Origin of the sequence: Actinomyces sp. HMSC075C01 (assembly GCF_001812965.1) — a bacterium.
GTDB classification, from domain to species: domain Bacteria; phylum Actinomycetota; class Actinomycetes; order Actinomycetales; family Actinomycetaceae; genus Actinomyces; species Actinomyces acetigenes.
This window is the reverse complement of record NZ_KV811010.1, coordinates 104,305-126,214: the sequence shown is the minus strand read 5'-3', so window position 1 is coordinate 126,214 and position 21,910 is coordinate 104,305. Positions and strand designations below refer to the sequence as shown.

19 protein-coding genes are annotated in these 21,910 nt (G+C 68.5%); 14 read left to right on the top strand and 5 right to left on the bottom strand.

The window, feature by feature from the left end; genetic code table 11:
- The first annotated feature begins 111 nt into the window (after positions 1-111).
- Positions 112-3,291, top strand: a complete 3,180-nt coding sequence (locus tag HMPREF2883_RS09260; RefSeq protein ID WP_371080654.1) for an AfsR/SARP family transcriptional regulator — start codon at positions 112-114, stop codon at positions 3,289-3,291.
- Positions 3,292-3,307: 16 nt separating this feature from the next.
- Here HMPREF2883_RS09260 and HMPREF2883_RS09255 read toward each other — a convergent pair whose 3' ends face one another.
- A complete protein-coding gene (locus tag HMPREF2883_RS09255) occupies positions 3,308-4,141 on the bottom strand; it encodes an ABC transporter permease (protein WP_070661418.1) in 834 nt (277 codons plus the stop codon).
- Positions 4,138-5,175: an ATP-binding cassette domain-containing protein gene (locus HMPREF2883_RS09250; RefSeq protein WP_070661415.1), complete on the bottom strand. Its 1,038-nt coding sequence runs from the start codon at positions 5,173-5,175 to the stop codon at positions 4,138-4,140. Before HMPREF2883_RS09250 ends, HMPREF2883_RS09255 begins: the two co-directional genes overlap by 4 nt.
- 195 nt (positions 5,176-5,370) lie before the next feature.
- Between HMPREF2883_RS09250 and HMPREF2883_RS09245 the strand changes: the two genes are divergently transcribed.
- From HMPREF2883_RS09245 to HMPREF2883_RS09235, 3 genes are all read left to right on the top strand, one after another.
- Positions 5,371-5,862 (top strand): hypothetical protein, encoded by a 492-nt coding sequence (locus HMPREF2883_RS09245; RefSeq protein WP_256277409.1) that lies wholly within the window; start codon positions 5,371-5,373, stop codon positions 5,860-5,862.
- An 87-nt stretch (positions 5,863-5,949) separates the two neighbouring features.
- A complete protein-coding gene (locus tag HMPREF2883_RS09240; protein WP_070661412.1) occupies positions 5,950-6,339 on the top strand; it encodes a helix-turn-helix domain-containing protein in 390 nt (129 codons plus the stop codon).
- Entirely contained in the window at positions 6,336-6,827 is a 492-nt protein-coding gene (locus HMPREF2883_RS09235; protein ID WP_070661409.1) for a hypothetical protein, read from the top strand. The genes HMPREF2883_RS09240 and HMPREF2883_RS09235 overlap by 4 nt, the downstream gene beginning before the upstream one ends.
- A gap of 76 nt (positions 6,828-6,903) precedes the next feature.
- Here HMPREF2883_RS09235 and HMPREF2883_RS09230 read toward each other — a convergent pair whose 3' ends face one another.
- Complete coding sequence (locus HMPREF2883_RS09230; RefSeq protein WP_256277408.1) at positions 6,904-7,926, bottom strand: ketopantoate reductase family protein; 1,023 nt, start codon at positions 7,924-7,926, stop codon at positions 6,904-6,906.
- Between the two features lie 277 nt (positions 7,927-8,203).
- On the opposite strand from HMPREF2883_RS09230, the gene HMPREF2883_RS14265 reads away from it, so the two are divergent.
- Positions 8,204-8,644 carry a helix-turn-helix domain-containing protein gene (locus tag HMPREF2883_RS14265; protein WP_075371327.1) on the top strand — a complete coding sequence of 147 codons (441 nt, stop codon included), beginning with the start codon at positions 8,204-8,206 and terminating at the stop codon, positions 8,642-8,644.
- Positions 8,625-9,737 carry an alpha/beta fold hydrolase gene (locus HMPREF2883_RS14260; protein WP_141759084.1) on the top strand — a complete coding sequence of 371 codons (1,113 nt, stop codon included), beginning with the start codon at positions 8,625-8,627 and terminating at the stop codon, positions 9,735-9,737. Before HMPREF2883_RS14265 ends, HMPREF2883_RS14260 begins: the two co-directional genes overlap by 20 nt.
- A gap of 715 nt (positions 9,738-10,452) precedes the next feature.
- Here the strand turns inward: HMPREF2883_RS14260 and coaA are convergent.
- Positions 10,453-11,436: a type I pantothenate kinase gene (gene coaA / locus HMPREF2883_RS09220; protein ID WP_070661400.1), complete on the bottom strand. Its 984-nt coding sequence runs from the start codon at positions 11,434-11,436 to the stop codon at positions 10,453-10,455.
- Between the two features lie 173 nt (positions 11,437-11,609).
- On the opposite strand from coaA, the gene glmS reads away from it, so the two are divergent.
- Entirely contained in the window at positions 11,610-13,514 is a 1,905-nt protein-coding gene (gene glmS, locus HMPREF2883_RS09215) for a glutamine--fructose-6-phosphate transaminase (isomerizing) (RefSeq protein WP_070661398.1), read from the top strand.
- Positions 13,515-13,583: 69 nt separating this feature from the next.
- Here glmS and HMPREF2883_RS09210 read toward each other — a convergent pair whose 3' ends face one another.
- Positions 13,584-14,063, bottom strand: a complete 480-nt coding sequence (locus HMPREF2883_RS09210) for a holo-ACP synthase (RefSeq protein ID WP_070661395.1) — start codon at positions 14,061-14,063, stop codon at positions 13,584-13,586.
- Between the two features lie 189 nt (positions 14,064-14,252).
- Between HMPREF2883_RS09210 and HMPREF2883_RS09205 the strand changes: the two genes are divergently transcribed.
- From HMPREF2883_RS09205 to HMPREF2883_RS09175, 7 genes are all read left to right on the top strand, one after another.
- On the top strand, positions 14,253-16,172 hold the full coding sequence (locus tag HMPREF2883_RS09205) for a bifunctional ADP-dependent NAD(P)H-hydrate dehydratase/NAD(P)H-hydrate epimerase (RefSeq protein WP_070661392.1): 1,920 nt from the start codon (positions 14,253-14,255) through the stop codon (positions 16,170-16,172).
- 97 nt (positions 16,173-16,269) lie between these two features.
- Entirely contained in the window at positions 16,270-17,610 is a 1,341-nt protein-coding gene (gene alr, locus HMPREF2883_RS09200) for an alanine racemase (RefSeq protein WP_070661554.1), read from the top strand.
- Between the two features lie 80 nt (positions 17,611-17,690).
- Entirely contained in the window at positions 17,691-18,329 is a 639-nt protein-coding gene (gene tsaE / locus HMPREF2883_RS09195; protein ID WP_070661388.1) for a tRNA (adenosine(37)-N6)-threonylcarbamoyltransferase complex ATPase subunit type 1 TsaE, read from the top strand.
- The gene (locus HMPREF2883_RS09190; protein ID WP_070661385.1) at positions 18,326-19,384 is read left to right on the top strand and encodes a hypothetical protein; all 1,059 of its coding nucleotides are present in this window, start codon (positions 18,326-18,328) and stop codon (positions 19,382-19,384) included. Before tsaE ends, HMPREF2883_RS09190 begins: the two co-directional genes overlap by 4 nt.
- Before the next feature lie 9 nt (positions 19,385-19,393).
- Positions 19,394-20,152: a tRNA (adenosine(37)-N6)-threonylcarbamoyltransferase complex dimerization subunit type 1 TsaB gene (gene tsaB, locus HMPREF2883_RS09185; RefSeq protein WP_070661382.1), complete on the top strand. Its 759-nt coding sequence runs from the start codon at positions 19,394-19,396 to the stop codon at positions 20,150-20,152.
- A gap of 25 nt (positions 20,153-20,177) precedes the next feature.
- Complete coding sequence (locus HMPREF2883_RS09180) at positions 20,178-20,768, top strand: GNAT family N-acetyltransferase (RefSeq protein WP_070661379.1); 591 nt, start codon at positions 20,178-20,180, stop codon at positions 20,766-20,768.
- Positions 20,769-21,156: 388 nt separating this feature from the next.
- The gene (locus tag HMPREF2883_RS09175) at positions 21,157-21,909 is read left to right on the top strand and encodes a succinate dehydrogenase cytochrome b subunit (protein WP_176747196.1); all 753 of its coding nucleotides are present in this window, start codon (positions 21,157-21,159) and stop codon (positions 21,907-21,909) included.
- Position 21,910 lies beyond the last annotated feature (1 nt).

Genomic DNA, 21,910 nt, shown 5'->3' with positions numbered 1-21,910 from the left:
GGCTCCCTCCCCGGGGCCGGTCGAGGCCGCCGCTACCAGCATGGTGGCCGGCCCCGCGGCTTACCTTGACCGCTGGAACGCTGCCTTGGGGCGATGGGGGACAATGGACCCGTGACCTCCCCGTACCGCATGACTCTCCTGACGGAGCCGCCAACCTGGCATGGCAGGGCCCTGAGCGGGAGGAGCCTTGACCTGCTCGCCGTGCTCGCCGGCAGCCAAGACGCCAGGGTGAGCGACGGCGCCCTCATTGAGGCCCTGTGGCCCGACGACGCCCCGGCCCGCCCCCTGCGGGCACTGCACGTCGTCGTCTCCCGGCTACGTGCCGTCGTGGGGGAGGGTGTCGTCGAGCGCAGCGGCGACGGGTACCGGCTGGAGCTGGCGGAGGCGGAGGTCGATGTCCGGGACCTGTCGGGCAGGGCGCACCGGGCCCGGGCCTGCGCCGCCGCCGGCCAGTGGGAGCAGGTCCTCGATCTCACCGACTCCCTGCCACCAGTGCCCGTTCCCGACGAAGCCGATGACAACGGTGGAGCGGGAGACGCCCCTGTGGTCCTCCTGCGGGAGCGGGCCGCAGCCCTGACCGAGGGGGCCCGCCGCGACTGGGGGCTCGCCCTGGAGGCCACCGGTGAGCACGAGCAGGCCGCGGACCTGCTGCGCCAGGCCGCCCAGCGAGACGCCGGAGACGAGACCGTCCTGGCCGCCCTCATGCGCGCCGAGTCCTGGGCGCGCTCACCCGCTGCGGCCCTGAGGATCTACGAGCAGTACCGCCGTCGGCTGCGCGAGCTGGGAGCCGTGCCCGGCCCCGCCATGCGCGCCGCCCACGAGGCCGTCCTGGCCGCCGAAAACCCCGTGCGCCACGGCCTGGAGCCCGAGCCCGAGCACTTCCTGGGGCGTGAGGCGGACGTGACCGGTGTTCTCAAGACCTTGAGCACCCACCATCTGGTGACGATCACCGGCCCCGGCGGAGTCGGCAAGACGACCCTGGCTCAGGTGGTGGCGGCCCGCAGCCGCCGCCCCGCCGTCTACGTCGTCGCCCTCGCCGAGGTGCCGCCCGGGGCCGATCTGACCAAAGTCCTGCTCGACGCCGTCGGAGGTTCCGCAGTCGTCAACGGCGACCCACGCCGCGATCTGGCCGCCGCCCTCTCCCAGCCCGGAACCGTCCTGGTGCTGGACAACTGCGAGCACCTGGCTGACCAGGTCGCCGACCTCGTCGGGTCGCTCCTGGGCGCCTGCCCCGACCTGCGTGTCCTGGCGACCTCGCGCCGCCCCCTCGACCTGGCCGCGGAGCACGTCCACCGCCTCGATGCCCTCGATGCGGCCTCCTCCGCCGAGCTCTTCCGCGCTCGCGCTCTGGCCGCTCGCCCCGGCCAGGTCATTGACGATGATGACCTGGGCGAGCTCCTGAGCCGGTTGGAGGGCATCCCCCTGGCCATCGAGCTGGCCGCCGCACGCACCCGCAGCCTGTCGGTCGGCCAGATCGCCGAGCGGCTGCCCGGCAGACCCGATCTGCTCACCGCCGCCCGCGACGCCCCGGCCCGTCAACGCACTCTGAGGGCGGTCATCGAGTGGTCCTGGAACCTGCTCGACGCCGCCGAGCGTCGCGCCCTGGCCCGGCTGGCCCTGCTCGCCGACGGTTTCACCCTCCTGCCCGCGGAGGCGCTCATCGGTGCGCAGGCCGCCGACCTCCTCGACGCCCTGGTCTCCCACTCCCTGCTCGTGGTGCGCGACCACGGCCTGCCCCGCTTCCACATGCTTGTCACCGTCCGCGACTTCGCCCTGGCGCAGCTGTCCGCCTCCGGTGACGAGGCCGAGGCCCGCGCGGCCCTGCACCAGTGGGCGGTGGACCTATGCTCCCAGATCCGCTTTCCCGTGGACTCCGGAGACTTCGGCGATGCCAGTCACCCTGAGGCGCGCCACCACGACCGTCTCTTCCAGCAGGTCGCCGACAATGAGGCCGTCATCCTTCAGCAGCTCGACCGGCTCCTGGCGCAGGCCGACGGCCACGGCTCGGATCGCCTGCCGGCGGAGCTGCGCGACGCGATCTGCCTCATCGGCGCCGCACTCATGCGCCTGTGGAGCGTTACCTGGAGCTATGAGCGCATCGCCGACTACGGTGCGCGCCTCATCGGTCCCGCCGTCCAACCGACCCAGGACCTGCGTGGCAACGAGGCAGGCCTAAGCGTCCTGGCCCTGTGCGTCACCCTCTTCGGGCTCCTGAGCCACGTGCCCGCACAGGTCCGCTCACGTCTGCCTGCGTCCTTCGACGGCGAGGGCACCTTCGCCCGGGTGCGGCGCTTCCTGCGTGCGGGCGACGAGCAGTGGCCCGAGCTGGCAGACGACGCCGACCCCTGGGTCGCCTGGGCGGCGACCCGCTGTCTAGCCGCCCAGCAGGAGGACGACGGCGACCCTCAGGCCTCCCTGGAGACCATCGAGGCCCTGCTGGGGCGACTCCACAGTCACGACCTGGCCGGCATTCACCTGCTTGAGCTCCACCTCCACCGGCTGCAGGTGCTCATGTCCCTGGGGCGTTACAGCCAGGTCGTTGACGCCTGCTCGCGCGCCCAGGTGCTCCTGGAGCGGGTCCTGCCCAGCTGGGGCGAGTTCTTCCGCACGACGCTGCAGTGGGGGGACGCCTACTGCACGGTCTACCTCGATCCGCGCCCTGAGACTGCAACCGAGCTGCTGGAGAGGCTCGAGTCCGTCGACCTGCCGGGAACCATACGCTTCATCCTCCGCTCCGTGCGCGGCGAGCTGGAGCTCACCCGCGGGAACGTGCGCACCGCCGCCCTCATCCAGCGCGTGAGCCTGCACTACGCCAGGCACTGGCGATCCATCCTGGGGGCCGGCTCCCAGTGGGAGCTCTACAACCTAGGTATGTGCATGGTCACTGACATCGAGCTCAGCCCCGACGACGCCGTCGAGCTCGATGCTGGAGCCATCCGTGCCCGAGCCACCTCGCTGCTACGTGACATCCTGTCCGACCCCGCTCCGCGGCAGCGGGACATCCCCACGATCATGGGCTTCGCCGCAGCTGTCGGTCTGTCCGCAGCAGCAGCCGCGGAGCCCGGCTCCCAACGACGGGCAGTGGGGGCCGAACTGGTCGCCACTGCCCTGGCCGTGGGTACTAATCAGACTTACCGTCTGCTCTCCCACGACTACCTGCGCACCCGCACCGAGCGGCTCGACACACCGGCGCTGGGTCAGGCCGAGGAGAGGATCCGGGGTCTGGACCGCAGCGAGCTCGTGGCTCACGCGGCCGACCTCGCCGGCCGTCTGGCGGGCGAGGTCGGCTGAGTCCTCGACGTACGGCTCAGGCGTTGCGCCGCTGGTAGCGGAAGACCGTCAGAGGAGCCGTGATGACCAGGACCAGCAGCGAGCCGATGATCGCGGCACGCACGTCCCCGGCCGAGCCCGCCGTTCCGTCCAGCAGATAGCGGCACCCGTCCACGATGTGTGAGACCGGGTTGTGGCGCACGAAGACCTTGAGCCATCCCGGCAGCGTCGAGGTGGGCACCATGGCGTTGGACAGGAAGGTCAGCGGGAACATGATGATCACCGAGAAGGAGGTGACCGCCTGGGCCGAGGAGAAGACCGTTCCCAGCAGCAGGAAGATCCATGCGATGGCCCAGGCGCAGCCCGCCGCCAGGGCGATGGCGCCGAGCGTGCCTGACCAGCCGTTCTCAGGTCGGTAGCCCAGGACGTAGCCGGTGAGTACGGTCAGTGAGGTGCAGATGAGGTAGCGCAGCACGTCGGAGACCATGGGGCCCAGGACGGGAGCGACCCGCGACATCGGCATGGCGCGGAAGCGGTCGAAGACCCCCTTGTCCATGTCCTCGCGCAGGTCCACGCCCACACTCTGGCTCGTGGTCAGCGCGTTCATGATGACGAGCCCGGGGACGATCGTGGGTAGGTAGGCCTTGACGTCCCCGGCAATGGCACCGCCGAAGAGCTCGCCGAACATGACGGTGAACATGATCGGTTGGAGAAGAACATCGAAGGACTCCCCAAAGTTGCGCACCATGGTGATGAGTGAGCGCCAGGCCATGGCCAGGGTATCCGGGACGAGTCGGGCCTCGCTGAAACGCGAGACGCCGGAGGACAGGGAGGTGCTGGTCGATGTGGTTGTGGCTGCTGGGACGGTCATGACTGCTCCTTGACATTTGAAGGACGGGCGGATGGGGAAGCGGGCGAGGCCGCGTCGTCGTGCCGCCCTTGCCCGGTCAGGGCCATGAAGACCGAGTCCATGCTGGGGCGGTCCACCGAGACGGTTCTGGGGGACAGGCCGGCGTCGCGCAGTGCCACGAGCACCTCGGTGGCCACCGACGCATTGTTCAGCGGCGCCTGCAAGTGGGTGCCTTGATCGACGGTCGCCGGGGCGTGACCGGTCACCCGCTCGATGATGGCGGCGGTGGCCGCCTGGTTCTCGGGGGTCGCCGGGGTTAGCACCAGGGAGCTGCTGCCCACCCGGTCCTTGAGCTCATCGGGTGTGCCCTCGGCGATGAGCCGTCCGGCATCGATGATGCCGACCCGGTGAGCCAGGCGGTCGGCCTCCTCCAGGTACTGGGTGGTCAGCAGGATCGTGGAGCCGCCCTCCACCAGGGAGCGGATGACGTCCCACATCTGCTCGCGCGTGCGCGGGTCCAGACCAGTGGTGGGCTCGTCGAGGAAGACGAGCGGGGGACGGGAGATGAGCGAGACCGCCAGGTCCAGTCGGCGCCGCATCCCACCGGAGTAGCCGCTCACCCGCTTGCCACCGGCCTCAGTGAGGCTGAAGGCGGCCAGCAGCTCGTCGGCCCGCTCACGCGCCCGGCGCCGGCCAAGACCCAGAAGGCGCCCGAAGAGTCGCAGGTTCTCCACCCCGGTGAGCGTCTCGTCGACGCTGGCGTACTGGCCCGTCACCCCGATGAGGCTGCGCACCGCATGGCGCTCGCGGACGACGTCGTGCCCCAGGACCATTGCCTGACCGCGAGTGGGCGCCAGCAGGGTAGTGATCATGCGCAGCGCCGTCGACTTGCCGGCACCGTTGGGGCCGAGCAGGCCGTAGACGATGCCGGTGGGGACTTCCAGGTCAAGGCCGTCAACGGCGGTGAAGGAGCCGAAGGTGCGGGTCAGGCCATCGGTCCTGATGGCCGGTGCCTCGCCCGGTGAGGGGGATTCGCTTACTGTTCGTGTTGCCATGCCGCCAAGGCTGGACCCCGGCGGTTTCACAGCGGCTTCAACGCGACACCGTCCGGTTTCACGCCGTTTCGTTCCGTTCATGGACCATGTCAGGGAGGTGCTGATCACGGCGGACGGTAGGGCTACTATCCTCATGAGTCACTCCATAGCTCCCCGAGGAGTCCCTATGGCAACGTTTTCGTCGCGAGTGTGGTCATGATGACCGCCCTTCTCCATCACAAGGTCTTCGGCTACGGGGCTCGTTCGTGTCGTTGTGGCGGGTACTGGAAGAACACTGTCGACAACCGCGGGCGCCCCTACCTGACCAAAGAGATGAGCGAACTGCGGGCACGCAACATCAGTGAAGACGAGTGGCAGATGCTCCTGGCCGAGGTCCAGCAGCTGCTCCGGGATGCAGAAGCCGGTCGTCTCAACTACGACAACAGTTACACCAAGGGCGTCGTCTGCAGGGCACAGAGTGCGCATGACGTGCTCGAGGCCCGCCTGGAGCTGACAGTCAACCTCGACGGAGAGCAGCGCCATCTGCGGCTGTACTTCAGCGAACCGGATGATGAGGACCGTCTGCTGCTCTCGCTCAGCCTCCGCCACAAGCGAGGCGGAATGATCGGGCTGGAGGAGCAGGACGAGCACATCGCCTCGGCTCAGAGGCGTTTCGAGTCCTGGGTGCAGACGCGGAGAGCGAAGTGATGTGAGATGCGACGATGCACTCCCCGCAGGATCGAAGCAGAGGCTAATATATCGCCACCGATATATCCCACAAGGTGGTGAGTGAACATGGACATCTACGAGCTTCTCGGTGAGGATCCGGACGCCCCTGGTCACAAGCATGCGCGCAGCCTGGTCGCTGCCGACCATGCGCTGGTCCGTGACCTCGTCGCCGTGCGCGATCGCAGCGGGATGACTCAGGCTGACGTTGCGCGCATCATGGGCACTAGTCAGGCATCCGTCTCCCGGTTCGAGTCGGGCCACTCGGATGCTCACCTGTCGACGGTGCGCCGCTATGCCAAGGCAGTGGGTGCGCTTGTCCGCCACGAGGTGATTGCTGTCGGAGAGCAGAACGTTCGTCGTGCCGCTCGCAACGCTGGTATGCCTGACTACAGGTGGGAGTCATCCTCTACGGAAGCGGCGCGACGGGTATCTACGGGCAAGCTGGTGGGGGCATGATGTCCGCGCCGAGTTCAGGTGAGACGAGCAATCAGCACTTCTCGCTTCGATCGGCCGCCGTCCTACAGCTTCAGACCTTCCGTGTCATCTGTCAGCCGCAGGACATAGAGAAGGACTTCGTTCAGTGGCGCATCAGCCCCATTGAAGTGCAGATGGCGCAAGAGGAGACGGCTCCGATCCACGCTCTTGTCGGTGATCTTGCCATCGGTGCCGGTGAATGGTTCGTCGGCGCGACCGCCAGTATGGTGTTCGCTGCTTCTGATGACGAAGCTGACGAGACCGCGATGCAAGAAGATCTCGCTGCTGTCGCGCAGCGCTACGGCCCCTGGGCTGCACGTGTGCTGTGGGATCACGTCTCAGCGGCTGCACGTACAGTGTCGGCACTTTGTCCTGGGAGCGTGGGGTGCATCGATATTCCTGGGGACATGCCGGATGTCACCTACCCGTCTCCCGCCGGGCAGACCGGTCGCACCGCGAACGATGAGTAGTGATGTGATGAGTGAGCGATTGCGTCATGAGATGGCTGCCCCGTCCGGCGAGGCACCTGTTTCGAGCGACGGCGTTTCAAAGTCGGGCGATGTCGGTGGTGCCGGAGCTGCGGCGGGCGGCCTTGTCACGGGCCGCTTCGTAGCTCTCGTAGAAGATGGGCGCAGAAATCCCGTTGGTCCGGCCCTGCTCGTAGACGGTCCGGCACACGAACAGCAGGTCAGCGGTGTTGCCATGCAGCGTCATGATCCGTCGGGTGAGAAGATTCTTGGCGAACATCCGCTTCATGAGGGGCGCGGACACGGCGGTCGGCAGCCGATAGGCGAGCATCTCGCCGCGGTAGCGCCTCAGATCAACGCCGCGCGAGGCCACGATCCTCGATGTTTCCCGGATCGCCTTGACCACCCCGGCGAGCATCCTGGTAGAGCCCATGAGCTGCTCGGCGGCGTGCGTCGTGTCCTCGACGTCGCCGTACATTGCTGCTACGGCACCGACGCCGGCGTTGATCGCCATATGCAGCCAGATCCACTCGAGCATGTCATGGGGGCGCTCGAGGCCGACACCGCAGGAGCCGAACAGCGCCTCCACCCTCTCGTAGCCCGGGAAACGGGCTCTGTCTTGCCGCTCCAGCATGATGTGGTCGAAGATGCAGCAGGTGAGCTGTTCCCCCGTGATGCTCCCGCCCGCCACCGGGTACCCCAGGAGGACGTCGCGGCCGGCCATCAAACGGTCGAGCTCCTCGCGCTCTCCCCAGAACCCGCAGAACAGAAGCACGGGTCCCTCGATCCCGCTTGTGCGGAGGTCGGCCATCACCTCGGCGATCCTGCCCTGCGGCACTGAGACCACGATGAGGTCGTAGCTGGTGCGTCTCTGGTGGTGAACGGTGTACTGGTCACGGGTCAGCGAGCCTTTCGGGTCAGTCCTGCCATCGAGGATCTCGACCTCGAGTGAGCTGACTGAGGCCCTCGTGCTGCTTTGTCGCACCAGGTGCTCGACGTGGTGACCGGCCTTCTGGAAGAGGTATCCGTACGTCGTCCCGATCACCCCCAGACCGACGACGAGGACGTGCATGGGAGCTGTAGGTGTTGCCTGCGTTGTCATGACCGTGAGCCTGTGGCCCTCCGGTTTCACCGGTTTCACGGTGGCTTCAGGGACGGGCGCTCAGGACTTGCGCCGCAGGACCCGGCTCATGCGGTGCTCGGCGTCCTTGGTCAGGACCAGGGTGGCCCGCCCCAGGAAGGTCGTCATATCAGACTGATGAAGAGTGGGTTCTGGTGTGATTCAAACAGGTGCGGATGCCACTACTTTTAACATGCAAACCTCATCGTGTCTGTATTGTTTGATTGACGACCACAGTGTGCTGTTTTATTATTTGTTTATGATTAATAGCAACATCGCCACCTTGCGTAAAAAGCATCGCTGGACTCAGGAAGCATTGGCAAACAAGGTTGGCGTCTCTCGGCAGACCATTGCCAAGTGGGAGGCTCCGGGCGGTAATCCCGACATTTCCTCATGTATTCGGTTAGCGCAGGCGTTCGATGTTGCGATCGACGATCTTGTCAACGGCGACACTTCATTTGTTGCCATGCTTGATCGCCCCGGCAAATACATATTTGGTACCGTTGTGATCGATCAGGATGGGAGACTCACGCTTCCAGTGCGTGCCAGAAAAGTATTCAACATTAAGCCTGGCGACGAACTCCTACTTATCGGCGACATCGATCAGGGGCTCGCTTTGATGGATGCGCGGTTCTTTGTGCAGGCTGCTCGTCACGTGGAGGGAGGTCATCGTGCGGCACATGACAATACTGAATACTAAGCGAAAGAGGGTGCGCGTGTTGATAATCATTTGCGCCGTGATTGGCTTGCTCGGGGGAGGCGTGACTTATTATGCTCATCGAAATATGACCTATGATCGGGCTGCTGAAACGGTTGTTCGTCGTGCTGGTTTTGTCGAAAGGCAGGTAACGCTGCCGAGCGGTTCAGTCATTCACTATGGTGAAGGGCCTGCCAATGGTTCGCCGCTCATGTTGGTCCACGGCCAGCAAACAACGTGGAGGGACTATAGTGCGGTGCTCGGAGAACTATCTCAACGCTATCACGTGTTTGCGGTCGACTGTTATGGCCATGGTGGATCGAGTAAAAATCCGGCAGATTATACGGCGATCAAGAATGCGATTGATTTCGTGTGGTTTATCCAGCATGTTGTCAAGTCTCCAGTCTTGATCTCCGGTCACTCTTCGGGAGGTCTGTTGGCGACTATCGTTGCCGCCAGGGCTCCGCAGCTTGTCACTGGTTTGTTGATTGAGGATGCGCCATTCTTTGCGACTGAACCTGGAAGGGCTGAGAAGACATTTGCTTGGCTCGGGTTTCGCGATATGCATCGTTTTTTGCGAAGCGGTGAACGAAATTTCACCCGCTACTCGCTTGAGCACACCTATCTTGCGCAAGTTCTTGGGCAAAAGAACTTTGATGTGTTTGTTAAGCGTCCTGCCCTCGATTACATGAGGCGCCACCCTGGCGAAATACCGCGCCTTTGGTATTATCCTCCTGAGCTGCATGTCAATGAGTTCTTCGACTTGACGGCTAACTTGCAGGATGGTACGGGCGCCTATGACTTACGATTTGGTGAGACCTTCTATGATTTCTCGTGGTTTGCTGGTTTTAATCAGGCGGAAACACTGAAGGCTGTGCGCTGTCCGTCAATTATTTTACATGCTGCTCATCCATCAAATATGCAGGGCTACTATGATGGTCGTGGGGTGCTGCTCGGTGCTATGGATGATCGTGATGCGTCGCGTGTCCACTCGCTTCTCTCTCGTGGCACTCTAGTTGACAACGTTAAAAGCGGTCATGATATTCATTCTGAACAACCTGAGGTTTTTATCAAGGCTGTCGATGATCTTCGTTAACTTTGTTGCAGGAGTGGGGTGGGAGTGTTTTCTGAAAATCAAAATCGGTGCCGACGCCACGATGTTAACGCTGGGTGAGATCGGCATCCGGTAGGCGAGCATCTTGCTGCGGTAGCGCCTCAGGTCGACGCCGCGCGAGGCCACGATCTTCGATGTCTCCTGAATCGCCCTGACCACCTGGACGAGCATCCTGCTGGAGGTCATGGACTGTGTGGTGGCGTACTGACCGAGGGGCCTGGTAGGTCTGCTGCACCGGACTCTCCGGGGAATCGGCATGTTGGTGTCCCCATCGGTGATAATGGGACCTTCGAACCTCAGGTCGCGTGAACACGAACCTTGGAATCATGCGGTTTTGCTTCGTTACCACGAGAACGGTCTGGGCCTTTTGTCACCGATGTGGACATCCTTGGCCCCTCTTCGGGTTGCTGACGGTGCATGTCTGATGCCGGTTCGGGCATGTCCCTCTTCTGGTGCGGTCTACTCCACGAGGGTGGGGATCTACTGGCCAGGGGTTGTGCGCACTGCACGAAGGTCCTACCTACCTGGAGTACACCCAACCCTCCCGCAGTAGCACCCGACCCTCGTGCAGTGCGCGCCCAAGGCCTGCACGGCGACAGCGGGCGGCCCGCCCCTCCAAGGAGCCGGCGGACGACTCCCACCCCCAGGCGGCTCGCCCCCGCTGGAGTCTCAGCGCGAGGACGAGGGGGACGGGCGCTCAGGACTTGCGCAGCAGGACCCGGCTCATGCGGTGCTCGGCGTCCTTGGTCAGGACCAGGGTGGCCCGCCCCCGGGTGGGGGCGATGTTCTCGCGCAGGTTGACCAGGTTGACGCTCTCCCAGATCTCGTTTGCTCCAGCTAGGGCCACGTCGTCGGGGATCTCGGCGAAGCGCCGGAAGTACGAGCCCGGCTGGGTGAAGGCCGTGTGCTTGAGGGTGAGGAACCGGTCCAGATACCAGCGGCGGATGTCGTCGGGGTCGGCGTCGACGTAGATCGAGAAGTCGATGAAGTCGCTCACCGCCAGCGCCGAGGCCCCCGGCCGCGACCCCCGCGGGGCGGGCTGGAGCACGTTGAGTCCCTCCAGCACGAGGATATCGGGACGCTCCACCGTCACGTGCCGGTCCGGGACGATGTCGTAGACCGTGTGGGAGTAGACGGGCGCCTGGACGCACTCGCTGCCGGACTTCACCGCCGCCACGAACTCCAGCAGCGCGCGACGGTCGTAGGACTCGGGGAATCCCTTGCGGGCCATGAGTCCTCGCTCCTCAAGGACCCGGTTGGGCAGCAGGAAGCCGTCGGTGGTCACCAGGTCCACCCGGGGCGTGTCCGGGAAGCGGGCGAGCAGGTGGGCGATGAGTCGCGCCGTCGTCGACTTGCCCACGGCGACCGAGCCGGCCACCGCGACGATGAAAGGCGTGGGCGGCTCCCTCACCCCCAGGAAGGCGCCGGTGCGGTGCGCCCGCTCGCGCGAGGTGGTGATGTAGTCCTCCAGCAGCGCGGTCAGGGGCCGGTAGACGGCGTCGACCTCGGCCAGGTCGATGGGGTCGCCCAGTCCCCGCAGCTTCTCGACATCGGCCTGGGTCAGCGGCAGCGGCGCCGAGGACGCCAGGGCGGACCACTGGTCCCGGTCCAGCTCGATGTAGGGCGAGGCGCACGGGAAGCCCAGGTCACTCGGGTCGCTCAGCTCGGATGTCACTGACACAGTGTCGCAAATGACAAGGCGCGGCGGACGATCCCCGGGGAACGAATGGGGCTCGTCGGGGTGCTGGCGGGGAATCGAGGTCGCACTGAGATCGCACTGAGATCACGCCGAGATCACATCGACGTGTCCCTGCGCTCGTTGTCAACGCCGCGCCGGCGTGATTCGATCGGAGCATGTGTGGAATTGTCGGCCATGTCGGCCCTCCGAGTGAAACTGGTTCCTCCCGTTCCCTGACTGTTCTGATGGATGGCCTCGGCCGTCTGGAGTACCGTGGCTACGACTCTGCGGGCGTCGCGCTGGTGGGCCCCTCCGGCCTGGATGTCGTCAAGGAGGCGGGCAAGCTCTCGGGCCTGCGCGCCATCCTGGAGGCCACCCCGCCGGCTCCCGCCACCGCGGGCATCGGCCACACCCGCTGGGCCACCCACGGCGGCCCGACGACGGTCAACGCCCACCCCCACCGCGCCGGCCACCTCGCCGTGGTTCACAACGGCATTATTGAGAACTTCCGCCCGCTGCGCGAGGAGGTCGAGGCCGCCGGGCGTGAGCTCCTCTCCGACACCGACACCGAGGTCGTCGCGCACGTCCTGGACATCGACTTCACCTCTCGTCTGCGCCAGGACCCGGCTGCCGCCTCCGACCCGGCCCGGGTCGCCGACCTCCTGGTCGCCTCGATGCAGGCCGTCACCGCCCGCCTCGAGGGCACCTTCGCGCTGCTGGCCGTCACCGCCCTGGCCCCCGCGGCGATCGTCGCCGCCCGCCGCTCCAGCCCCCTGGTCATCGGCCTGGGTGAGGGGGAGAACTTCCTGGGCAGCGACGTGGCCGCCTTCGTCGCCTTCACCAAGAAGGCCGCCGAGGTCGACGACGACCAGGTCCTCCTGCTGACCGCCGACGCCGTCCACGTCTGGGACCAGGACGGCAAGGCCGTCGAGCCCAAGACCTGGGAGGTCTCCTGGGATGCCTCCGCCGCCGTCAAGGGCGGCTACGACACCTTCATGGACAAGGAGATCCACGAGCAGCCCACCGCCGTGGCCGACACCCTGCGCGGCCGCGTCGACGAGCGCGGTGAGCTCCAGCTCGACGAGATGCGCATCGACCCCGCCGTCCTGCGCAGCGTCGACAAGATCATCGTCATCGCCTGCGGCACCGCCGCCTACGCCGGGCACGTCGCCAAGTACGCCATCGAGCACTGGTGCCGTATCCCCGTGGAGGTCGAGCTCGCCCACGAGTTCCGCTACCGCGACCCGGTCGTCAGCGAGAAGACCCTGACCGTGGCGATCTCCCAGTCCGGCGAGACCATGGACACCATCCAGGCCGTGCGTCACGCCCGTGAGCAGGGCAGCAAGGTCCTGGCCATCGTCAACACCTACGGCTCGACCATCGCCCGCGAGGCAGACGCCGTCCTCTACACCCACGCCGGCCCGGAGGTCGCCGTGGCCTCCACCAAGGCCTTCCTCGCCCAGATCACCGCCTGCTACCTGCTGGGGCTCTACCTGGCCCAGCTGCGCGGCAACAAGTGGCCCGACGAGGTCGCCGAGTACCTGGACAACCTCGCCGCCATGCCGGACCGCATCCAGCACGTCCTGGACCACCAGGAGGCCAGGGTGCGTGAGCTGGGCACCGCGCTGGCGGACAAGTCGTCCTTCCTGTTCCTGGGCCGCCACGTCGGCTTTCCGGTGGCGCTGGAGGGGGCGCTCAAGCTCAAGGAGCTCGCCTACGTCCACGCGGAGGGCTTCGCCGCCGGCGAGCTCAAGCACGGCCCGATCGCGCTCATCGAGGAGGGGCTGCCGGTCTTCGTCATCGTGCCCACCCCGCGTCGCCCTGTCCTGCACGACAAGGTCATCTCCAACATCCAGGAGATCCGGGCCCGCGGTGCGCGCACCATCGTCATCGCGGAGGAGGGGGATACCGACGTCGAGCCCTTCGCCGACCACATCATCCGGGTGCCCGTCACCCCCACGATCCTGTGGCCGCTGCTGACCGTGGTGCCGCTGCAGATCTTCGCCGCGGCGCTGGCCGGTGCCAAGGGGCTGGATATCGACCAGCCGCGCAACCTGGCCAAGTCCGTCACCGTCGAGTAGGGCCGACGCCGAGACGTCGACTCGACTCGCAACGGCGCCGAGCTCGTATCCCGGGCTCGGCGCCGTCGTCTACAGGGCGGGGCGAAGGGACCTGATCTGCTGCTTCGTGCGGGCCTGTGAGCGTTGGGAGGACAGGGCCAGGTCGTCGTCATTGTCGACGTGGTCGGCCTGGGCGACGACGAAGGCCTGGGCCATACCGCCGTCGTGGGCCAGGGAGAGGTGCCAGTGGCCGATGCCGGCCTGGCGCGCGGCCATCGCGGCCGCCCCGGTTAGGCGCAGGCGCGGCGGCGTGCCGGGCATCGAGGTCACCTCGATGTCCTGGTACTCCCACCCCTGGGGCGCGTCCAGCCCGAGCTCGGCGTAAGCCGACCCCAGGGCCTTGAGAACCGCCTCCTTGGCCGCCAGGCGCGCCCCGAGGGAGGCTGCCCGCTTCTGGCAGGCGGCCAGCTCGGCGGGGGTGAAGAGCCGCTCGCGCAGGCCGGGTACCCGGTCCATGTAGCCTTCGAGGCGGGGGATATCAACCAGATCGGTCCCTACAGCGCGAATCACTCGGCCATTGTGCCGGGTGAACGGGGACGGCGAGGGGTGAACGCGCCACCTAGTTCTAGAAAGGACAACTTCTTGCCGCCTGCCCGACGGCGGCTGACCTGGACCTGCAGCCACCGAGTGAGTCCCGTTGTGTGAAACTGCCTGTCTCAAAGCCGCGTTGGAGGGGCGAGGAGAGCGGAGCGGAGGACAATGGGACGGGTGAGTGACCTCAACGACCTCCCGCGTTCCCACGACGTCACCGACCCCACCACCTGTGCCTGGCCCGCCCGGGAGATAGCGTCCGCGGAGGCCCCCGTCACCGCGGGCACCGACCGCTACATGAGAGCCGCCGCCCACGCGGTGGCTCGGGCGGCACTGCGCGAGCTGCGCCAAGGAGCCGGCACTGCGGGCACCGCGGCGGTCCCTGCCCGGTCGGTTCTGGCGCCAGTGTCTTCAGCGAGTCCCGTGGGGACGGCGCCGACCCCCTCCTCACCGCTGTCCCCGACGACGCCGCTGGGAGGAACGGGTGGTGGAGCAGGCGCGTGCGCGAGCCCCGGATGGATCTCCGGGGCCCCGGTACTCCTCTTAGTCGGCGGCGGCCACAACGGGGCCGACACCCTCCTGGCCGGTGGCCTGCTCGCCCACAGCGGCTGCGCGGTCAGCGCCGTGCTCGCCACCGAGCACCCCCATCCCGTCGCCCTGGAGGAGGCCCGCAGCCACGGCGTCACCATCCACGGAGCCGGCTACCGCAGCGATGACGGAACCGATCAGGCCTTAGCCGAGGCCGTGGCCGCTATCGAGGCCTTCCTCGTCCGCGGCGGACTCGTCCTGGACGGGCTCACCGGCATCGGCGCCACCGGGGCGCTGCGACCCGACGCCGCCGCTCTCATCGCCCCGCTCATCGCCGCCGGAGAACCGGGGCACCGCCCGCTGCGCGTCATCGCTGTCGACCTGCCCAGCGGAACCGGCGTCGACGACGGCACGGTGAGCGGCCCGGTCCTGGCCGCCGACCTCACCGTCACCTTCACCTGCCTCAAGGGATGCCAGTGCCTGCCCCCGGCCCGCCACCTGTGCGGCGTCGTCGAGGTCGTCCCCCTCGGGCTGCCCACGCCCACGAGCCGGCCCCTGGCCCGCCACCCCGCCGACGGCGCCCTGGGCGACTACCTGAGACGAGCCCTTCGCGAGCCGGGCCCCGATGACCACAAGTACACCCGTGGCGTGGTCGGCCTGTGGGCCGGCAGCGAGACCTACCCCGGCGCCGCCGTCCTGGCCGCCAGCGGCGCCGTGCGCGCCGGCTCCGGCATGGTGCGCCTGTCCGCCCCCAGGCGCGTGGAGGACCTCGTCCTGGCGGTCCGACCCGAGGTCGTCCCCACCGCCGGACGCGCTCAGGCGCTCGTCCTGGGGCCGGGCATCGACCCCGCCGACACCACCAGGGCCGATGAGGTGCGGGCCGTCCTCGCCTCCACCCTGACACCCTCCGGCCAAGACAGCCAGTGCCCCACCCCGGTCCCCACCGTCGTCGACGCCGGCGCCCTGAGCATCCTGACCGAGCTCCTCACCGAGGAGCTGGGCTGCACGCCGCTGCACGTGCTGACCCCGCACGCCGGAGAGGCCGCCGCGCTGCTGATCGCACTGGAGGACAAGGGGGCGGCGGCGCGGGAGACCCATAGATGGAACCGCGAGCGCGTCGAGGCCCACCCGGGGCTCGCCGCCCGCGAGATCTGCCGCCTCACCGGCGCCACTGTCCTGCTCAAGGGAGCCACCACCCTCATCGCCGCACCACAGCGCCCCCTGGTCAGCGTGGACAGCGGCCCCGGCTGGATGGCGAGTGCCGGAAGCGGGGACGTGCTGGCCGGGATCCTCGGAGCGGTCCTGGCCGGCGCCGCAGCCCGCTGGGAGCAGGAGACAGTGCCCGCCGCCTCGGGCCCGGCCTCAGTAGACGTCCTGGTTGAATCGGTGGCCGCCGGCGTCAGGCTGCACGCGCTCGCGGGGGCCTACGCCGCTGCAAGCCCGCAGGGCGCCGGGGGCGCGGGGGCCGGTGGGCACCCGATCGCCGCCCTGGACATCGCCGCGGCCCTCGGCCCGGCCCGCCTCGAGCTCAACCGGCTCCAGGCGGTGCCCCACCCTTGAGGTGCGGCGCCTGAAGCGGTACCCAGCAGGCCTTCCGGCTCGAGGCGTGGGCCAGGAAACAGCGGCGCCCCCGGCCACCCAGTGCGACAATCGCGCCGTGACCACCTCCCTGGACTCTGCCGCAACGACCCCCTCCACCGCTCCGCGATCCGCGCTCGCCCAGTGCGCGCCACCGGCGGCGGCTACCTCGCGGGCCGTCATCGACCTGGAGGCCGTGGCCCACAACGGGCGGCGCCTGGCGCAGGTGGCGGGCGTGCCGTGGATGGCCGTGGTCAAGGCCGACGCCTATGGTCACGGGCTGGGACCGGTCGCCCTGACCGCCCTGTCAGCGGGAGCCTCCTGGCTGGGAGTGGCCCAGCTCGCCGAGGCCCTGACCCTGCGCTGCCTGCTGGATGAGGCCGGCGTGAGCCGCCCGGTGGGGGAGCCCTCCGCGCAGGCCCCCCGGGTCCTCACCTGGCTCCTGCCCGTCATGGATCCTGCCCGGGCGGCCGCCGAGGACTCGCCCCTGCGCGCCGCCCTGGCCGCCGACCTGGACCTGTCGGTGTCCACCCCGCCCCAGCTCGAGGCCCTGTCGGCGGCGGCCCGGGCGCAGGGGAGGACGGCGCGTCTCCACCTCAAGGTCGACACCGGCATGTCGCGCGGCGGCGCCACCCCCGAGGAGCTGCCGGCCCTGGCCGCCGCGCTGAGGCGGGCCGAGGACGAGGGGACGGTCGACGTCGTCGGCCTGTGGTCCCACCTGTCGCGCGCCGACGAGCCTGCCAGCGGCTCCACCGAGGAGCACCTGGAGCGGTACCGGCAGGCCGAGCAGGTCGTCCGGGCCGCCGGCCTCAACCCGCCCATCCACCACCTGGCCGCCACCGGAGGACTCCTGTGGCACCCGCAGGCCCGTATGGACCTGGTGCGCGCAGGCATCGGCCTGTACGGGTTGAGTCCCGACCCCTCCGTGGCCACCGGCGCCGAGCTCGGGCTGCGGCCCGCCATGCGCCTGGAGTCCCCTCTGGTGCAGGTCAAGCGCATCGAGGCCGGGCAGGCCGTCTCCTATGGGGGGACCTGGAGCGCCCCCACCGACCGCTGGGTGGGGCTCGTGCCCCTGGGATACTCCGACGGCATCCCCCGCGCCGCCAGCTCCACCGGCCCCGTGGGAGTCGGCAGCATCATGACCACCATCGTGGGGCGGGTGTGCATGGACCAGGTGGTCGTCGACCTCGGCCCGGCCGTGGACGAGACCGGAGCGCCCCTGCCGGCACCGGCCCAGGTCGGGGAGACCGCCGTGCTCTGGGGAGACCCCCAGGACTCAGACCAGGAGGCCGTCCCCACCGCGGATGAGTGGGCGCAGGCCTGCGGCACCATCAACTACGAGATCGTGACCCGGTTGGGAGCTCGCGTCCCGCGCTGCTACGTCGGGGAGCCCGGCACCGGCGACTACTCTCGACCCTAGACGGCAGACGTCGGATATCGCCGGTCCCCATCAGGCCGGCCGGTTCCACCATCGGACCCATGCACGGATGAGGAGGGAATATGAGCACAGCGCCGCACACACCTGAGACCGCCCCCGAGATCACCATTGCCACCGGCAACGCCGACGAGACCCGGGCACTGGGTGCCCGCCTGGCCCGCCTGCTGCGCGCCGGCGACCTCGTCATGCTCTCCGGCGGACTGGGGGCCGGCAAGACCACGCTCGCCCAGGGCGTCGGTGCGGCCCTGGGGGTGCGCGGCCGGGTCTCCTCACCCACCTTCATCATCGCCCGCGTGCACCCCTCCGTCTCCGACGGCCCCGACCTCATCCACGTTGACGCCTACCGGATCACCTCCCTGGAGGAGATTGACGCCCTCGACCTGGACTCCTCCCTGGACCGCGCCGTCACCCTGGTCGAGTGGGGCGAGGAGAAGGTGGAGGCCCTGAGCCCCGACCGCCTGGAGATCCAGGTGCTGCGCCCCCACGGAGCCGTGCGCGCCGAACGCCCGCAGCCCGACGACGCCCCCGCCGGGGCCGAGCACTCCGCCGGCTCGGTAACGGGGGAACCGGTCGTGGACCTCGGCGAGGTCGACGACGGCAACCGGACGATTATCGTGCGCGCCGTCGGTCCGCGCTGGGCCGACGTCGACCTGAACCCCCTGGCCGCAGAGGCCTCCTGCCAGCCTGGAGCGCCGCTGTGAACACTCCCACCACCGTGGCACCGGTCCGCAACGCCACCCCGATCCTGCCCGCCCAGTGCGCCCGGCGTCCTCGGCGTCCCCGGCACCTGCTCCTGCCGGCTGCGGCGGCGACGCTCCTGGGCGTCTGCCTCCTGACCCCGGCGCCGGTCCGCGCCGCTGCCGACACTAGTGCCCGACTTGCACCGATCACGTCGGCCGGCGGCGTGGCGGGTGTCTCGACCGACGCCGACTCGCGTGACGAGGCCAAGGCGCTCATGGAGAGCGAGTGCGTCGCTCAGGTACGTCAGAGCACCGGTGAGCAGGGCGAGATCACGGTGGGCGATCCGCGCAGCGTCTACACCTGGGCCTCCGGCTTCCTTGACGGCTCCCAGCCCACCGCGCAACCCGTCGACACCGGCGACTGGGCCGCGACCGTCTCCTCAGGCGGCAAGCCGGTCGGTCTTCTCGAGGTGGTCCATGACAAGGGGCACGCCACCTGCACCCCCGTGTTCGACGACGACCTGGCCACCGACGTCGACCAGATGGGCGAGGCCCACCTCGTCCACGACCGCAACGCCAACGCCTGGTACTCGCTGAGCGGCACCACGGTGACGGCGATGGGGGAGGCCGCCACCCGGCGCCTGGCCGGTCCCATCGATCTGCGCGACTATGGAGAGATCCTGCGTGAGCGCGCCGGGTCCAAGCCCAAGACCTCCGCCGCTCAGGGCGAGGAGCGCTCCACCACGGGGGGCTGGGCGATCTGGGGGCCGGTCCTGGCGGTCGTCGTCGTCGGGATCCTCACCGTCATCATCACGGTCCGTCACGAGCGTAAGGTGACCGCCCCGCTGCGCCAGGCCCGCAACCGCGCCGACATGGCCGAGCGCGCTGATCGGCTCAGCCGGGACGAGTCCGACACCCAGGGCGCCGCAGTGCGGCGGGGCATCCCCCGCGCCGCCATCGACCTGTCCCTTCTGGGGGACGGGGTTGAGGATGACGCCGACGCGACCGTCGGTGAGACCCTGGGGGACACGATCCCCGAGAGCCGCGTCAACCTGCCACGAGACCCGAGGGCATAGGCTGGTCCGGTGCGAATCCTCTCCATCGACTCCTCCCTGGGGACTCAGCTCGCGGTCGTCGATGCCGCCCCCTCGGCCGCCGGCGCGCGCGCCCTGCAGGTGCTGAGCCAGGATGAACAGGCCGATACCCGTCGTCACGCCGAGTCCCTCGGGCAGATGCTCTCTGAGGCTCTGTCGGCTCCCGAGGTGGCCGAGCGTCCGTTGGACGCCGTGGTCGCCGCCACCGGACCGGCCCCGTTCACCGGACTGCGGGCCGGACTGGTGACGGCCGGGGTCGTCGGGCGCACCCGGGGCGTCCCCGTCCACGGAGTCTCCAGCCTCGACGCCGTCGCCCGCCGCGCCCTGGACGAGCTCGGAGCCCACGAGGGGCACAAGGATCCGGTCGTCCTGGTCGCCACCGACGCCCGCAGGCGCGAGGTCTACGCGGCACTCTTCCGCGCCAACGGTCCCGACGACGTCACCCGCCTGACCGAGATCAGCGTCTGCCTCCCGGCCCAGGTCGCCCAGCGCCTCGCCGAGCAGACGCCGGGGCGGGCCGGAGAAGGCGGAGGCGTCGACGTCGTGGCCGGCTCCGGCGCCGCCCTCTACCCCGAGCTGGCGGAGATGACCTCCTGCCAGGAGGCCCTGGCCCCCGTCTCCGGTGACGCCCTCACCCAGGTGCGCATCGCCCTGGCCCGCCTCGAGCGCGGCGAGGAACTGAGCACGCAGCCGCTCTACCTGCGCCACGCCGACGTGCAGATGCCCACCGCCCGCAAGCGCGTGCGCTGACCCCGGGGCCACGAAGGACACTGAGATGCCCGAGGTGACGGGAGCGAGCCGGGCCCCCAGACTGCGGGAGATGGCCGCGGGGGACCTGGAGACCATCGCCCGTCTCGAGAGCGAGCTCTTCGGAGCCGAGGCCTGGAGTAGAGATCTGCTGGCCGCCGAGCTGGCGGCCTCCCAGGGGCCTGGGACGGACCGCCGCTACGTCGTCGTCGAGGCCGAAGAGACCGATGATGACGCTGCGGATCGCGCCACCGGGGCCGGGCCGCACGGGCCACGGCTCCTGGGCTATGCCGGGCTCTATCACGCAGGCGGGCTGACCAGCGCGGATCTGCTGACCATCGCCACCGTCCCGGCGGCGCGCGGGCGAGGGATCGCCTCCCTCATGCTCGCCGAGCTCGTCTCCACCGCCCGAGAGCTGGGCTGCCCCGATGTCCTGCTGGAGGTGCGTCAGTCCAACGAGGCCGCCCAGCGGCTCTACGCCAGGCACGGCTTCGTCCCCATCGGCCGGCGCCGCCGCTACTACCAGGCACCGCCGGAGGACGCCGTGGTCATGCGGTTGACTCTGAGCCCGCGCCCGGGACCGGTGGGGGCCGAGGCCGGTGATCCGAGCCCGCCCTGAGCCCGAGGGCCAGCCCATCCGGGGGCATGCCCCGGTGTCCGACTGGACGGATTGCGCCGGGACCGAAGAAGCAGATGGGTCCGCAGCGACCGGAGATAAACACGGACCGCGGGGAGAGAAGCGGTAGGTGTCGGCCACTTCACAGATTTGTCTGACACCCCCGTGACGAAAAGGCGACCCCAGATGTCGGTGTCAGCATATTCCGCGGCGTTGAATGACGAATCGAGATTCGATGAGATCCCCGCGATTCTGCGGATCGTCACAGTAACTGCGCTGGTAGGGGCCCGGGCGGGACCAACGGGACCTGGTGCCCGGCTAGCCTTCTGCCGTGGCCAAATCATCTGCTCCTTCCCTGAAGAGGCGGACCGCCTTCTCCACGACCGTCTTCATGAAGCGCATGATGGCGATCTCGGGACTGGTGTTCCTGTTCTTCGTCCTCTTCCACGCCTACGGCAACCTGCACTACTTCGAGGGTGAGGTCGCCTACGATCACTACGCCGTGTTCCTGCGAGCGCTGCTGGTGCCGATCATGCCCTACGGCGGTGTCCTATGGATCCTCCGCCTGGCTCTCATCGCCTGCCTCCTGGCTCACGCCGGCAGCGCCTTCCACCTCTGGGCGCGCAACAAGCGGGCCCGCGGCAACGACAAGTACGCCGTCAAGAAGCCCGGCGCCGAGTACTTCGCCTCCCGCTACGCCATGCGCACCATGCGCTGGGGCGGCGTCATCCTCCTGCTGTTCATCATCTGGCACCTCCTGCAGTACACCACTCTGTCACTGACGCCGGGTGGGAAGTACGTGCACGGACGGGCCTACCTCAACATGTACTACGGCTTCCAGCTGTGGTGGGTGTGGCTCATCTACGCGGTCGCGCTGGCCGCCCTGTGCCTGCACGTGTGGCACGGCGTGTGGTCCGCCCTGCAGACGCTGGGGGCGGTGCGAGGAAACACCATCCCCTTCATCCGGCTGATCGCCTTCGTGCTGGCCTTCGCGCTGTTCGTCGCCTTCATGGCGGTTCCGACGGCGATCCTCTTCGGCTATGTCGATGCCCCCATGGCCGCTGGCGACTACTATCCGCAGTTCTGTGACGCGATCGGCTCCTCCGCCGAGCACTTCGCCGAGTGTGCTACGGCGACCCACTGAG

Coding starts and splice junctions, on each gene's coding strand:
- HMPREF2883_RS09255 (WP_070661418.1), bottom strand. CDS start 4,141: ATGACCGTCCCAGCAGCCACAACCACATCGACCAGCACCTCCCTGTCC.
- HMPREF2883_RS09250 (WP_070661415.1), bottom strand. CDS start 5,175: ATGGCAACACGAACAGTAAGCGAATCCCCCTCACCGGGCGAGGCACCG.
- HMPREF2883_RS09245 (WP_256277409.1), top strand. CDS start 5,371: ATGATGACCGCCCTTCTCCATCACAAGGTCTTCGGCTACGGGGCTCGT.
- HMPREF2883_RS09240 (WP_070661412.1), top strand. CDS start 5,950: ATGGACATCTACGAGCTTCTCGGTGAGGATCCGGACGCCCCTGGTCAC.
- HMPREF2883_RS09235 (WP_070661409.1), top strand. CDS start 6,336: ATGATGTCCGCGCCGAGTTCAGGTGAGACGAGCAATCAGCACTTCTCG.
- HMPREF2883_RS09230 (WP_256277408.1), bottom strand. CDS start 7,926: ATGACAACGCAGGCAACACCTACAGCTCCCATGCACGTCCTCGTCGTC.
- HMPREF2883_RS14265 (WP_075371327.1), top strand. CDS start 8,204: ATGATTAATAGCAACATCGCCACCTTGCGTAAAAAGCATCGCTGGACT.
- HMPREF2883_RS14260 (WP_141759084.1), top strand. CDS start 8,625: ATGACAATACTGAATACTAAGCGAAAGAGGGTGCGCGTGTTGATAATC.
- glmS (WP_070661398.1), top strand. CDS start 11,610: ATGTGTGGAATTGTCGGCCATGTCGGCCCTCCGAGTGAAACTGGTTCC.
- HMPREF2883_RS09205 (WP_070661392.1), top strand. CDS start 14,253: ATGGGACGGGTGAGTGACCTCAACGACCTCCCGCGTTCCCACGACGTC.
- tsaE (WP_070661388.1), top strand. CDS start 17,691: ATGAGCACAGCGCCGCACACACCTGAGACCGCCCCCGAGATCACCATT.
- HMPREF2883_RS09180 (WP_070661379.1), top strand. CDS start 20,178: ATGCCCGAGGTGACGGGAGCGAGCCGGGCCCCCAGACTGCGGGAGATG.
- HMPREF2883_RS09175 (WP_176747196.1), top strand. CDS start 21,157: ATGAAGCGCATGATGGCGATCTCGGGACTGGTGTTCCTGTTCTTCGTC.